This window comes from Pseudarthrobacter defluvii (genome assembly GCF_030816725.1).
Taxonomy (GTDB): domain Bacteria; phylum Actinomycetota; class Actinomycetes; order Actinomycetales; family Micrococcaceae; genus Arthrobacter; species Arthrobacter defluvii_A.
The window spans coordinates 2,586,664-2,600,813 of record NZ_JAUSYG010000001.1 but is presented as its reverse complement, the minus strand read 5'-3'; the positions used below and the strand labels follow the sequence as shown (position 1 = coordinate 2,600,813).

The window sequence follows — 14,150 nt, the reverse complement described above, 5'->3', positions numbered from 1 at the left end:
CAGCGCATCACAGTGCCCGGGGCGAACCACGCCGGGCGCGCACTAGCACCATCGGAGATCCCCTTGTCAGAGTTCACCACGCCCGGCAGCGGCGCTGCCCGGGACGAAAGCCCAAGCCGCTTCCGGCCCGCAACCGTCGCCGCCGTCCCGCTGGCCGACGTCGGGCAGGCCCTTGGCGTAGCAGTGCCCGTTCCCGGCGCCGCCGCGGAGATCACGGGCATATCCCTCAACTCACGCACGGTGGAGCCCGGCGACCTTTACGTAGCGCTCCCGGGAGCCAGCAGGCACGGCGCTGACTTCGCCACGGACGCCATAGCTGCGGGGGCGGTGGCGGTTCTCACCGACGCCGCCGGGGCGCGGCTGCTGGCACTGGCAGCGGACACGCCGGTGCCGGTGCTCGTCGTCGGGAATCCACGCAACGAGGTGGGGCCCCTCTCCGCCATGATTTACCGCAGCCAGGCTCCGGACGGACGCCCGCTGCGGCTCTTCGGCGTTACCGGAACCAACGGGAAGACCACCACCACCTACTTCATCACCTCCCTGCTGCGCGCCCTGGGGCAGCGCACGGGCCTGATCGGGACCATCGAAATCCTGGCCGGCGGGGAGCCCATCCCCAGCCTCCTCACGACGCCGGAATCGCCCGAGGTCCACGGCCTCCTGGCGCTGATGCACGATCGCGGACTCGACGCTGCCGCGATGGAAGTGTCCTCGCACGCCATCTCCTACCAGCGGGTGGACGGCCTGCTCTTTGACGTCGCGGGCTTCACCAATCTCACCCAGGACCATCTGGACCTGCACAACACCATGGAGGAGTACTTTGCCACCAAGGCAGAGCTCTTCACCCCCGGCCGCTCGCGCCGCGCCGTGGTAACGGTCGACGACGAGTGGGGACGCCGCCTGGCCGGCAGCACCCAGGTGCCGGTCACCACGCTCAGCACCAGCGGCAGCAACCAGGCTGACTGGACGGTGACGGCGGCGGCGCCGCGCGGGCTCGGTACCGACTTCACCCTCACGGGTCCCGCCGGTGCCACCTTGAAGGTCCACACGGGCCTGCCCGGCAGTTTCAACGTCGCCAACGCCGCCCTGGCCGTGCTCATGGTCCTCACCTCCGGTGTGGACCCAGCTGGGCTCCAGGCCGCCCTGGACAGTGCCGACCCCTTCACGGTTGCCGTGCCGGGACGGATGCAGCTGATCGCCGAACAGCCGGCCGCCGTGGTGGACTTCGCCCACAACACCGACGCCCTGGCCCGCGCCCTGGAAGCAGTCCGGTCGCCGGAACCGGGCTCCCGCCTGATCGTCGTTTTCGGCGCCACAGGACAACGGGACCAAGGTAAGCGCCCGGCAATGGGTGCCATCGCCGCCCGCCTCGCGGACACCGTGATCATCACCGACGACGACCCGCACGACGAGGACGCGGCAGCGATCCGCGCCGACGTGCTGGCCGGGGCCCGTGATGCCCTCGACAACGAGTCGCTGGAGGCCGAGCTGCTGGAGGTCTTTCCCCGGGACGAAGCCATTCGCCATGCCGTTGCCCTGGCCCGCCCGCAGGACACCATCCTCGTGGCAGGCCGCGGGCACGAGGTCTGGCAGGAAGTGAAGGGCGTGAACCTCGCACTGGACGACAGGGTTGAGCTGCGCAGCGCCTTGACAGCCAGGGGATTCAACGTTCTCCATGACGACCGGATAGAGTCCTAGACCGAGATGATTGCATTTACTGCGGCGGAAATCGCCGAAATCACCAGCGGGCGCCTGGACGCCGATCCCGGACTGACGCCCCTCTCGGTGGTGACGGATTCACGCGAAGCCACACCTGGTTCGCTGTACGTCGCGAAGCCGGGCGACCACGCCGACGGCCATGACTTCATCGACGCCGCCTTTGCCGCCGGCGCCGTCCTGGCACTGGTGGAGCACCCGGTGACGGCAACGGACGGCAGTGCTTACCCCTCCGTGGTGGTACCCGACGCCGTCCTGGCCATGGGCGCCCTTGCCGCCGAAGCCGTCCGCCGCATCCGCGCCGCACGTGCGGCAGCAGGAGACCAGTTGACAGTCGTAGGCATCACCGGTTCCGCCGGCAAGACCACCACCAAGGACCTCCTGGCCGGGATTTTGGCCACACAGGGCAACACTGTGGCGCCGCAAGGCTCCTACAACGGCGAGGTGGGCGTCCCGCTTACGGTCTTCCGGGCCGGCACCGATACCCGCTACCTGGTCATCGAGATGGGTGCCACCGGCATCGGCCACATCCGCTACCTGGCCGAAATGGTCAAGCCGGACATCGGAGTGGTCCTGACAGTAGGCACGGCGCACGCGGGCGAGTTCGGGGGAGTGGAGAACATCGCGCTGGCCAAGGGCGAGATGGTCGAAGGCCTCACCGCCGCCGGCACCGCCATCATCAACCTCGACGACGAACGCGTCGCCGCAATGCGCAGCCGTACCTCCGCCGCCGTCCTGGGCTTCTCCGCCGAAGGACGTCCGGAGGCACACGTCCAGGCGCTCAACGCCGACACCAATGCCGGGGGCAGCCCCGAATTCGACCTCCAGCTTCCCGACGGCGCCGCTCCCCGGCATGTCAGCAGCAGGCTCATCGGAGCACACCACGTGGGAAACCTGCTGGCAGCCGCCGCGGCCGCTTGGGCCGCCGGAGTGCCGGGGGACCACATTGCAGGTTCGCTGAGCAACCAGGCCGCTGCCAGCCGCTGGCGCATGGAACGGACGGAACGGCCGGACGGCGTCACCATCATCAACGATGCGTACAACGCCAACCCGGAGTCCATGCGGGCCGCCCTCCGGACCCTTGCCGATCTTGGCCGCGGACGCCGCACCTGGGCAGTCCTGGGGGCAATGCTGGAATTGGGCGGCGACTCCATCCGTGAGCACACCGCCGTCGGCACCCAGGTGGTGCGCCTCAACATCTCCCGGCTGCTGGTGGTGGGCCGCGAAGCCAGGGCCCTCTACGTCTCAGCGGTGCAGGAAGGCTCCTGGGGAGACGAGTGCCTCTTCGCCGAGACCGTGGATGAGGCCTACGACATCCTGGACGCCGAACTCCAGACCGGCGACCTGGTGCTGTTCAAGTCCTCCAACAGCGTTGGGCTTCGCCATTTGGGCGATCGGATAGCATTACCCCCAACCCCCACCCCTGCCGACGAAAGGAGCACTCTGCTGTGATTGCTCTATTGATCGGCGCAGGCCTGGCCCTGCTGTGCTCCCTGGTGGGCACCCCGCTTTTCATCCGCCTCCTGGTGCACCGCGGCTACGGCCAGTTCATCCGCGACGACGGCCCCACATCGCACCACACCAAGCGTGGAACCCCCACCATGGGTGGAACCGTGGTGGTCGCCTCCGTCCTTTTGAGCTACGGACTCACGCACCTCATCATGCTGATGATGAACCCTGACTCGCCGGGGCCCTCCGCCTCGGCCCTGATCCTGCTGTTCCTCATGGTGGGCATGGGCCTGGTGGGCTTCCTGGACGACTTCATCAAAATCTCCCGGCAGCGCAGCCTTGGCCTCAACGCGAAGGCCAAGCTCATCCTCCAGGCCGCCGTCGGCATCATCTTCGCCGTCCTGGCGCTCAACTTCCCCAACAATGCCGGGCTGACGCCGGCGTCGACGAAGATCTCCCTGGTCCGCGACCTTCCCTGGCTCGACCTTGCCTTCGGCGGCACCGTCCTTGGCGCCATCCTGTTTGTCATCTGGTCAAACCTGATTGTCACCGCGGCCACCAACGGCGTGAACCTCACCGATGGCCTCGACGGCCTGGCCGCCGGGGCATCCATCATGGTTTTCGGGGCGTACACACTCATGGGCATCTGGCAAAGCAACCAGGCCTGCGGATCGCCGAGGGAGGCCGGCAGCGGCTGCTACTCCGTCCGGGATCCCCTGGACCTTGCGCTCCTGGCAGCCATCCTCAGCGCCGCCCTGGTGGGATTCCTCTGGTGGAACACATCGCCGGCGAAGATCTTCATGGGCGACACGGGCTCGCTGGCCATTGGCGGCGCGGTGGCCGGTTTTGCCATCCTGTCCAGGACCGAACTCCTGCTGGGCATCGTGGGCGGCCTCTTCGTGCTGATCACCCTGTCCGTCATCATCCAGGTTGGCTACTTCAAGGCGACCGGCGGAAAACGCGTGTTCAAAATGGCACCACTCCAGCACCACTTCGAACTGAAGGGGTGGGCCGAGGTGACCGTTGTGGTCCGTTTCTGGATCCTCGGCGGCCTGTTCGTCGCCGTGGGCCTGGGCATCTTCTACGCTGAATGGGTTGTACTGCTGTGACCGTTTCCCCCCGCCTGGCCAACCTCGTCTCCTGGGACTCCGACTGGGCCGGCCTGCGCGTCGTCGTCACCGGCATCGGGGTGTCTGGCTTCGCCGCAGCGGACACCCTGATCGAACTGGGTGCACGCGTCGTGGTGGTTGATGCTGCCACCAGTGACACGGCACGTGCGCACGCGGACACTCTGAAAATCGTGGGTGCCGCCGACGTGCTGTTGGGCCCGGACGCGGTCACGCATATCCCGCGCATCGACGGCGAACTCCCGGAACTGATCGTGACCTCGCCCGGATGGCGTCCGGACCAAGCCCTGCTGGCAGCAGCGGCACGGGCCCACATCCCGGTGTGGGGCGACGTCGAACTCGCCTGGCGGGTGCGCGTCCGGGAAGGCCGGAAGACCGCTGACTGGCTGGCGATCACCGGCACCAACGGCAAGACCACCACGGTGGGCCTCACCGAATCAATGCTGCGGGCCGCCGGCCTCAAAGCCATCGCCGTCGGCAACGTGGGCACCCCCATCCTGGACGCCCTTCGCGACCCCGTCGAATACGACGTCTTCGCCGTCGAACTCTCCAGCTTCCAGCTGCACTGGGCGGAATCCGTTTCGCCGGTAGCCAGCGTCTGCCTGAATGTGGCCGAAGACCACGTCGACTGGCACGGCTCCTACGATTCGTACCTGGCGGACAAGGCCAAGGTGTATGAGCGGACCCAGAAGGCCTGCATCTACAACGCAGAGCAGATCGAAACCGAGCGCATGGTGGAAAACGCCGACGTCGTGGAGGGCTGCCGCGCGGTGGGCTTCACCACTGTCACGCCTGCCATCAGCATGCTCGGAGTAGTGGAAGGGCTGCTGGTGGACCGCGCCTTCATCGAGGAGCGCAGGAACAGCGCGGCTGAACTGGCCTCCATGGCAGACCTCGGGCCGCTCGCCCCGCGCCACATGGTGGCAAACGCCCTCGCCGCAGCCGGGCTGGTGCGCGCCTACGGCGCGGACGCCAAGGCAGTCCGCCAAGGCATCCTCGACTACGTCCCCGGCGATCACCGCATCCAGCCCGTCGCCCGCCTGCAGGGCGTGCTCTGGGTCAACGATTCCAAGGCCACCAACCCCCACGCGGCCTCGGCATCCCTGTCGGCCTTCAGCAAAGTTGTCTGGATCGCCGGTGGCCTGTCCAAAGGCGTCAGCTATGACGAGCTGGTGCGGGACCACGCGGCCCGGCTCAAGGCCGTGGTACTGATCGGAACCGACACCTCCCCACTCCGCGAAGCCCTCCAGCGACACGCGCCCGATGTCCCGGTGATCGAACCGGAAGCGGGTGACACTGAAGAAGTGCAGACTGCTTCCGCGCCCGGCGGCACCTCCGCCGGTTCCCCCGGCAACGGAGAACAGGTGATGTCCCGGGCGGTTGCGTCAGCAGCACGGATCGCCGAATCGGGCGACACCGTGCTGATGGCTCCGGCAGCTGCTTCCATGGATCAGTTCTCTTCCTACGCTCACCGTGGTGGTACTTTCATCGACGCTGTCCGCGAGCTGGTGGAAGGGCAGGCCCAGACCGGCGAGGAGTAACAATGGTCAGCACGCCCACCCGCCAGCAGGGTGCCAAGCCGAACGGTGGCAAAGCGGGCCCCGGCTCCAGCGCCATCCGGCGGCCGGCTGACGCCGGCGCAAAACTGCGCTCCTTGCACCGCCGGTTCTGGTCCGCATTGGAAGGCACAGGCAAGTCCCGGAACGGCTCCACCTACTACCTCATCCTTGGCGCCACCCTCGCGCTGACGGCCATCGGCATCATGATGGTCCTCTCCGCCTCCAGTGTTGAGTCCATCGCGGCCGGAAAGTCGCCCTACGGCGACGCACTGAAGCAGGGCGTCTTCGCCGCAATCGGCATCTTCACCATGTTCGTGCTCTCGCGCATCAACGTCATCTGGCTGAAGCGGCTCGCCTGGCCCGCCGTCGGGGTTGCCGTGGCGCTCCTTGCCCTCGTACAGGTGATAGGCGACGAGATCAACGGCAACCGGAACTGGATCGACCTGGGCGGCATCACCTTCCAGCCGTCCGAGGCCGCCAAACTGGCCCTCGCCCTGTGGCTCGCCACGGTGCTGGCCAGGAAGGGCAGGCTGCTCAGCCGGTGGCAGCACGTGCTGGTCCCCGCCGTGCCCATGGCGGCCGTCATCATCGTGCTGATCCTGGTGGGCAACGACCTTGGCACCGCCATGATCATCATGATGATCATGGCTGCAGCCCTGTTCTTCGCCGGCGTTCCCCTCTATCTTTTCGGCATCGCAGGCCTCATCGCCGCCGCCGGCGCGGCAGTCATGGCTGTCACCAGCTCCAACCGCATGTGCCGCATCACCTCATGGTGGACCGGGCAATCCTGCGCCGACGGCATCGACGCCAACTACCAGGCCACCAACGGCATGTACGGCCTTGCGTCCGGAGGCTGGCTCGGGGTGGGGCTGGGACAGAGCCGGCAGAAGTACAGCTGGATCCCCGAAGCCCACAACGACTTCATCTTCGCCATCATCGGCGAGGAACTCGGCCTGGTGGGCACCGTCGTCGTACTGGTCCTGTTTGGAATCCTCGGCGCCGCAATCTACCGCGTGGTGGTGGCGCAGGAAGACATGTTCCACCGGGTCCTGGCCGGAACCATCATGGTGTGGCTGCTGGGCCAGGCCACGGTGAACATGTCCGTAGTCACCGGCCTGATGCCCGTCATTGGCGTGCCCCTTCCGTTCATCTCCTACGGCGGCTCCGCCCTGCTGATGTCGCTGTGTGCCGTCGGGGTGGTCCTGTCGCTGGCCCGGGAACAAATGGCCCCGGCCATGCGCCCCAAGCGGATGCTGAAATTCAGGACCCGGCCAGGGCGGGACAAGAACCAACCAAAGAATTCCAGAAAGCGTGCCTAACCCCCGATGACTCCGACACACCCCTCCATCGTCCTGGCGGGCGGCGGAACAGCCGGCCACATCAGCCCGCTGCTCGCCATCGCCGCTGCCATCCGCAGCGAATCCCCCGACGCAGCCGTCCTGGCCGTCGGCACGCCGGCGGGAATGGAAACCCGCCTGGTTCCCGCCGCGGGCGTGGACCTGGCCACGATTGACCGCGTTCCGTTTCCCCGGAAGCCGTCCGCGGACCTGCTCCGCCTGCCCGGCAGGCTGGCCGGCGCGGTGCGCCAGGCCGGGAGCATCCTCGACCAGGCCAGGGCCGACGTGCTGGTGGGCGTGGGCGGATATGTCTGCACTCCCATGTACCTGGCGGCGCGGAAGCGCCGCATCCCCATCGTGATCCACGAAGCGAACGCCCGCCCGGGGCTGGCTAACCGCGTGGGGGCCTTCCTGGGCGGCCGGGTGGCCGTGGCCTTCGAGGGCACCCCCCTCCGCAACGCCGTGCACGTGGGCATGCCCATGCGCACGGAAATTTCCGGCCTGGACCGAAAGGCTGCCCGTACCGCCGCCCGGGAGGCTCTTGGGCTTGATCCCCAGCAGCCGACCCTGATCGTTACGGGCGGCTCCTCCGGGGCACAGAGCATCAACCGGACCATCGCCGCCGCCGTGTCCCTGCTCGCCGGGGCCGGTGTCCAGACCCTCCATGTCACCGGCCGCGGCAAAACCGTCCTGGACCAGGCCGGCCAACCCCTCGCAGCCAAGGGGTACCGGCAGGTGGAGTACATCGACGGGATGGAGCTTGCCTACGCTGCTGCTGACGTGCTGCTGGCAAGGTCCGGGGCCGCCACGGTTTGCGAGGTTGCCGCCGTGGGCGTTCCCGCGGTCCTGGTGCCACTTCCCATCGGCAACGGGGAGCAGGCGCTGAACGCCAAGGGCCTGGTGGCGGACGGCGGCGCGCTCCTGGTGGCCGACCGCGACTTCACGGTGGAATGGGTTGAGCGGGAGCTGATTCCGCTGATCACCGACAAAGCGCGGCTCGCCGCCATGGAAGCCAAGTCCTACCGGCTCGGTATCCGAAACGCCGACCAGCGCATGGCTGGTCTTGTCCTGGAAGCGGTGTCAGCATGAGCCCCAACAACACGCCCGGCCTGGACACCCTTGGAAAGGTGCACTTCATTGGCATCGGGGGAGTAGGCATGTCTGCCGTGGCCCGCATCATGGTTGCACGCGGCGTCCCCGTCAGCGGCTCAGATGCCAAGGACCTGCCCGTCATGGCGGACCTCGCGGCGGCCGGTGCGCGCATCGCGGTGGGATACGCAGCCGGCAACCTGGCGGACGCCCAGACCGTGGTGGCCGGATCGGCAATCCGGGAAGACAACCCCGAACTGGCGGCGGCGCGGCAGGCTGGGCTGCCGGTGCTGCACCGTTCGCAGGCGCTGGCCGCCACCATGGGCGATGACGTTGTGGTGACCGTGGCCGGAACGCATGGCAAGTCCACCACGACGTCGATGATCACCGTCCTGCTGCGGGCGGCCGGCCTGGATCCCTCCTTTGCCGTGGGAGCCAACATCCCCGCGCTCGGGGTCAATGCAGCCAACGGAACCGCCGGAATCTTCGTCGCCGAGGCAGATGAATCGGACGGCTCCTTCTTGAATTACCGGCCCCGCATCGCCGTCGTCACCAACGTGGAGCCTGACCACCTTGACTTCTACGGCACCGCTGAAGCCGTGTACCGGTCCTTCGACCGCTTCACCGAGCTGCTGCCCGCCGAAGGCGTGCTGGTGGCCTGCGCCGACGATCCCGGCGCCCTGGCCCTCGCCGAGCGGACCAGGGCACGGGGCAACACGCGGGTGGTCCTGTACGGCACCGGCGAGACGGTGGACCTCCGGCTGCACGACGACGGCCCGGGCCAGGCAGCGGTGTCAACAGGAGGTGCCCGGTACAGCCTGTCGCTGCAGGTTCCCGGCAGGCACAACGCCCTGAACGCCGCGGCCGCCTTTGCCGTGGCCCTGGAACTCGGCGTGGAACCGGCAGCCGCGGCAGAGGGCCTGGCCCGCTTCTCCGGGGCGTCCCGGCGCTTCGAGCTCAAGGGCGCGGTGCGCGGGGTCCGGGTGTTTGACGACTACGCCCACCACCCCACGGAAGTCCGGGCCGCCCTGACCGCAGCCCGGCTCGGTGGCAGGCGGCAACAAAGTCCATGTCCTGTTCCAGCCGCACCTGTTTTCCCGCACCCGGGAGTTCGCGGCAGAGTTCGCCGAAGCCCTCAACCTGGCCGATACCGCCCTGGTCCTGGACATCTACCCCGCCCGGGAGGACCCCATTCCCGGGGTCACCAGCCAGCTCATCGCAGACCACCTCACCAAGGGCGGCCGGCTGGTCAGTGCCGGTGACGCGGTGGACACCTTGGCCGCCACAGCTGCGGACGGGGACGTTGTCCTCACCGTCGGCGCGGGCGATGTCACGACGTATGGGCCCCAAATCGTGGAGGCGCTGCGTGCCTAGCTCCCGCCGTCCCACCTACGCCCCGCCCAAGCGGACCAGCCGCCCCGCCCCCGCGCCCGGAAGCGACGCGCCGGAAGAGGCCCCCCGCCGCAACCCCGGCGGGGACGTCATCACCGCATCGCGCAGCATAACGGACCAGCAGCCAACGCTGAACGCGCCGCAGGGGCACTCGCAGGAGAAGCCCGCCGGGGCGACCGTCCTGGCATTCCCCGAGCCCAAGGGCCGGCGCCGGAGGAAGAGAGTCCTGCTCGCCGTCGGGACGGTGCTTGTGCTGGTGGCTGCGCTGCTCGCAGCCGCCGTCTACTCACCGGTCCTTGCCCTCAAGACCGTTTCGGTCACGGGCACGCGCCTGGCCACTCCGGAGCAGGTGCAGGCCGCGCTGGAACCCCTGCGCGGAAAGCCGCTGCCGCAGATCAGCGATGATGAGGTCCGCGGCCTGCTCGACTCCCTGGTGCAGGTGAAGTCCGTATCCGTGGAGGCGCGTCCGCCGTCAACCCTTGCCGTCGCCGTGCATGAGCGGGTGCCGGTGGCGTTGGTCAAGCAGGGGGAGCAGTACCAGCTGGTGGACGTCGACGGCGTCCAGCTGGCTACGACAGATGATCCGGCGTCGGCGTCGCTGCCCGTGATTGACGGCGGTGCCGGGGCGATCGGGCAGGACCTCTTCCGCGCCACCGCGGCGGTCCTGGGCGCCCTGCCGGCCGACGTCCTGGCCAAGCTGTCCAACGCGTCCGCACAGTCCGTGGATGCCGTGGAACTGAAGCTGGTGGACGGCCAGACCATCGTGTGGGGCAACGCCTCGGAGAAGGAGCTCAAGGCCAAGGTCCTGGCCGCGCTCCTCAAGGCCCCGGCGGATCCGAAGAACCCGGTCAGGGTCTACGATGTCAGTGTGCCCCGGCACCCCGTGACGCGCTGAGCGCTTTCTTTCCCGGTATTAATCCGACACGCGGACCCGGTTATTGAATGTGTGAACCAGAGGAAATACCGTCACAGACAAGAGTTACTTGACATAACTATAACCTTCAACTCGAAGGTTAAGGTTTCAAGGTTGAAGCTCTCCATCAGTTTTCGCAATAAGACACGAACAAGGGACACGTAACGTGGCAGCTCCGCAGAATTACTTGGCCGTCATCAAAGTCGTCGGCATCGGCGGCGGTGGCGTGAACGCAGTCAACCGCATGATCGAGGTCGGCCTCAGGGGTGTTGAATTCATCGCCATCAACACCGACGCCCAGGCCCTGCTCATGAGCGACGCCGACGTGAAGCTTGACGTCGGACGCGAGCTGACCCGCGGCCTGGGTGCCGGCGCCAACCCCGAGGTGGGCAAGCAGGCCGCCGAGGACCACGCGGACGAAATCGAGGAAGTCCTGCGGGGCGCCGACATGGTCTTCGTCACCGCCGGTGAGGGCGGCGGCACGGGCACCGGCGGTGCGCCGGTTGTCGCCCGGATCGCACGCTCGCTTGGTGCGTTGACCATCGGCGTGGTCACCCGCCCGTTCACGTTCGAAGGCCGCCGCCGTGCCGGCTCCGCCGAGGCAGGCATCGACGCCCTGCGCGACGAGGTGGACACCCTGATCGTGATCCCCAACGACCGCCTGCTCTCCATCAGCGACCGCAACGTCTCCGTCCTTGACGCGTTCCGCTCCGCTGACCAGGTCCTGCTGTCCGGTGTCCAGGGCATCACAGACCTCATCACCACCCCGGGCCTGATCAACCTGGACTTCGCGGACGTCAAGTCCGTCATGCAGGGCGCCGGCTCGGCCCTGATGGGCATCGGCTCCGCCCGGGGCGAAGACCGCGCCGTCAAGGCAGCCGAACTCGCCATCGCCTCGCCGCTGCTGGAAGCATCCATCGACGGCGCGCACGGCGTGCTGCTGTCCATCCAGGGCGGCTCCGACCTGGGCCTGTTCGAAATCAACGAGGCCGCGCGGCTGGTGCAGGAAGTGGCCCACCCCGAAGCCAACATCATCTTCGGTGCCGTCATCGATGATGCCCTCGGCGACGAAGCCCGCGTTACCGTGATCGCAGCAGGCTTCGACGACGTCAAGGCCACCTCGCCCTCCATGGACCAGTCCCAGCCGCAGGCCGCTCCGCAGCGGCCCGCTGCCCCCGCTGCCGCCCCCGCCTCGGCCCACCCCCAGGCCGGCAACCACCAGAGCAATGGAAACCACCAGCAGAACGTCCAGCCGCTCCATGCGGGCGTCGGCGCTGCCGGGCTCAGCAACTGGGGGCAGCAGCGTCCCTCTGCCGTCCCCGCCGACTCAGGCTTCGACGTCGACCTGCCTTCCGTGGTGGAGCCGGACATGACCGGAACCCACCCGGATGACCTGGATGTCCCCGACTTCCTGAAGTAGGCACCGGCTTGTTCCATTGGCGCGCCGACATCCTGCCCGGGGTGTCGGCCGCATTTACCGACGCCGGTGCAGGAAACCTGGCCCTGCATGTGGGAGACGATCCTGCCGCGGTCCAGGGGCGCCGGGCGCTCCTGGAGCAGGCGATCGGCGTGGGCCCGCAGTCGCTGCGTTTCATGAACCAGGTCCACGGCACCACCGTTGTCCAGATGGACGCGGGGTCGCCGGTACCGGAAGCCGATGCCATGGTGTCCTGCGGCCTGCCTTTGGCGGTCATGGTGGCGGACTGCATCCCGGTGCTGCTGGCCGGGCAGTCCGGCAGCGGACCGGTCCTTGCCGCCGTGCACGCCGGCCGGCCCGGCGTCGCAAAAGGTGTCCTGCCAGCCGCGGTGGAGAGTATGAAGTCCCTCGGCGCCTCCGGGATCCGCGCCTGGCTGGGGCCGTCAATTTGCGGGTCCTGCTACGAGGTTCCCGCCGCGCTGCGCGATGAAGTTGCCGCCCTGGTTCCCGCCACTTGGAGCACCACCTCCTGGGGAACCCCTGCCTTGGACCTTCCCGCCGGCGCAAGGAGCCAGCTTGAGGACGCTGGGGTGGACGTGGAGTACGCAGGCGCCTGCACGCGCGAGACCGAAACACTCTATTCCTACCGCCGGGACCGGAACACCGGCCGTTTCGCCGGGTTGGTCTGGTGCCATGACTGAGCTTTCGGCTTCGGGGCAGGGCCAGGCTGACGCCCGCACCGCAGAGCTCGCCCAGCGGCTTGCCGCGGTGCGGTCCCGTATCGCTTCGGCCGCCGTAGATGCAGGGCGGGGCGGGCGGCTGCCGGCCCTGATCGTGGTCACCAAATTCCACCCGGCGGAGGACATCCGGCGGCTGGCCTCCCTTGGAATCAGGGACGTCGGTGAAAACCGGGACCAGGAAGCCGCCGCCAAGGCTCTTGAACTGGCCGACCTTGCCCTGACGTGGCATTTCGTTGGCCAGCTGCAGACCAAGAAAGCCAAGTCTGTGGCCCGCTACGCGTCGGCAGTCCACTCAGTGGACCGGCCCCAGCTCGTGGATGCCCTGGCAAAGGCGGTCCGGAATGAGAGGGAGGCCAGCGGCCGGGCGCCGCTGGACTGCTTCATCCAGGTCAGCCTTGAAGACCAAAAACACGACGGCGGTGCACACCGTGGTGGAGCCGCCCCAGCCGAGGTACCCGCCCTGGCGGAACGGATCGCCGGGTCCGAAGGCCTGAACCTGGCCGGCGTGATGGCGGTTGCCCCGCTGGGCGCGCCGCCGGAGCCGGCGTTCGAAAAACTTGCAGGGATCTCCGCCGGGCTAGTGGCGGCGTTCCCGGCGGCCACCGCGATTTCGGCGGGCATGAGCCAGGACCTGGAGGCCGCTATCAAGTTCGGTGCGACACACCTGCGAATCGGTTCCGATATTCTCGGTTCCCGTCCCGCCGTGGGGTAGCGTCGGACCTATTGGAAGTGATGGGCGGGGGACTCCAGTGCTGTCAAATCATTGGGCGGCCCGCTTACGGGACACGATTAGGAGTCGACCATGGCCGGCGCTCTGCGCAAGACAATGATCTATCTTGGGCTCGCCGACGGCGACGAGCATTACGAGCCCGAGCAACAGACCACACATAAGGATGAGGACGAACCGATGGAAGTTGACCGCGAGGAACGCCGCGCCCCTGCGCCGGTGCGCGAAGTCAGCCGCGAGGCGTCCTACGCCCCCGAAGAGGAATACCGCGCCCCTGTGACCCCCATTAAGCGTGCGGCCTCGAGCCGCGAAGAGAACACTGGTCTCCGCCAGATCACTACCATCCACCCCCGCTCCTACAATGATGCCAAGCTCATCGGCGAGAGCTTCCGGGACGGTATTCCGGTGATCATGAACGTCACGGACATGGGTGAAGCTGACGCCAAGCGCCTGGTGGACTTCTCGGCAGGACTGGTGTTCGGCCTGCGGGGAAGCATTGAACGGGTGACCAACAAGGTGTTCCTGCTCTCACCGTCCTACGTCGAAGTGATCGGCGACGACAAGAAGGCCAGTGATACGCAGGCCAGTTTCTTCAACCAAAGCTAAGATCAGGGCTCGTCAGATGCCAGGCAGGGACACCTGTCTGGCATCTGTGCTGAAATAGACAAGACACCAGCAGTACAACAG

The 14,150-nt window shown here is 67.7% G+C and carries 11 protein-coding genes and 1 pseudogene; all 12 read left to right on the top strand.

What is annotated here, in order from left to right; translation table 11 throughout:
- Positions 1-63 precede the first annotated feature (63 nt).
- The 12 genes and pseudogenes from QF031_RS12225 to QF031_RS12170 all read left to right on the top strand — a co-directional run bounded on the left by QF031_RS12225 (position 64) and on the right by QF031_RS12170 (position 14,069).
- Positions 64-1,695, top strand: coding sequence for a UDP-N-acetylmuramoyl-L-alanyl-D-glutamate--2,6-diaminopimelate ligase (locus tag QF031_RS12225; RefSeq protein ID WP_307428291.1), 1,632 nt, complete (start codon positions 64-66; stop codon positions 1,693-1,695).
- Positions 1,696-1,701: 6 nt separating this feature from the next.
- On the top strand, positions 1,702-3,165 hold the full coding sequence (locus QF031_RS12220; protein ID WP_307428289.1) for a UDP-N-acetylmuramoyl-tripeptide--D-alanyl-D-alanine ligase: 1,464 nt from the start codon (positions 1,702-1,704) through the stop codon (positions 3,163-3,165).
- Complete coding sequence (mraY, locus tag QF031_RS12215; RefSeq protein ID WP_307428286.1) at positions 3,162-4,271, top strand: phospho-N-acetylmuramoyl-pentapeptide-transferase; 1,110 nt, start codon at positions 3,162-3,164, stop codon at positions 4,269-4,271. The genes QF031_RS12220 and mraY overlap by 4 nt, the downstream gene beginning before the upstream one ends.
- A complete protein-coding gene (gene murD / locus QF031_RS12210; protein WP_307428283.1) occupies positions 4,253-5,830 on the top strand; it encodes a UDP-N-acetylmuramoyl-L-alanine--D-glutamate ligase in 1,578 nt (525 codons plus the stop codon). The genes mraY and murD overlap by 19 nt, the downstream gene beginning before the upstream one ends.
- 2 nt (positions 5,831-5,832) lie before the next feature.
- Positions 5,833-7,167: a putative lipid II flippase FtsW gene (gene ftsW, locus QF031_RS12205; RefSeq protein WP_307428279.1), complete on the top strand. Its 1,335-nt coding sequence runs from the start codon at positions 5,833-5,835 to the stop codon at positions 7,165-7,167.
- A gap of 6 nt (positions 7,168-7,173) precedes the next feature.
- The gene (gene murG / locus QF031_RS12200; protein ID WP_307428276.1) at positions 7,174-8,274 is read left to right on the top strand and encodes an undecaprenyldiphospho-muramoylpentapeptide beta-N-acetylglucosaminyltransferase; all 1,101 of its coding nucleotides are present in this window, start codon (positions 7,174-7,176) and stop codon (positions 8,272-8,274) included.
- Positions 8,271-9,648: pseudogene (gene murC, locus QF031_RS12195) on the top strand (UDP-N-acetylmuramate--L-alanine ligase). Before murG ends, murC begins: the two are co-directional and overlap by 4 nt.
- The gene (locus QF031_RS12190; protein WP_307428273.1) at positions 9,641-10,561 is read left to right on the top strand and encodes a cell division protein FtsQ/DivIB; all 921 of its coding nucleotides are present in this window, start codon (positions 9,641-9,643) and stop codon (positions 10,559-10,561) included. Before murC ends, QF031_RS12190 begins: the two are co-directional and overlap by 8 nt.
- Positions 10,562-10,745: 184 nt before the next feature.
- Positions 10,746-11,999, top strand: a complete 1,254-nt coding sequence (gene ftsZ, locus QF031_RS12185) for a cell division protein FtsZ (protein ID WP_307428270.1) — start codon at positions 10,746-10,748, stop codon at positions 11,997-11,999.
- 8 nt (positions 12,000-12,007) lie between these two features.
- The gene (locus QF031_RS12180) at positions 12,008-12,697 is read left to right on the top strand and encodes a polyphenol oxidase family protein (protein WP_307428268.1); all 690 of its coding nucleotides are present in this window, start codon (positions 12,008-12,010) and stop codon (positions 12,695-12,697) included.
- Positions 12,690-13,448 carry a YggS family pyridoxal phosphate-dependent enzyme gene (locus QF031_RS12175; protein ID WP_307428265.1) on the top strand — a complete coding sequence of 253 codons (759 nt, stop codon included), beginning with the start codon at positions 12,690-12,692 and terminating at the stop codon, positions 13,446-13,448. The genes QF031_RS12180 and QF031_RS12175 overlap by 8 nt, the downstream gene beginning before the upstream one ends.
- Positions 13,449-13,538: 90 nt before the next feature.
- Positions 13,539-14,069 carry a cell division protein SepF gene (locus tag QF031_RS12170; RefSeq protein ID WP_307428262.1) on the top strand — a complete coding sequence of 177 codons (531 nt, stop codon included), beginning with the start codon at positions 13,539-13,541 and terminating at the stop codon, positions 14,067-14,069.
- Positions 14,070-14,150 lie beyond the last annotated feature (81 nt).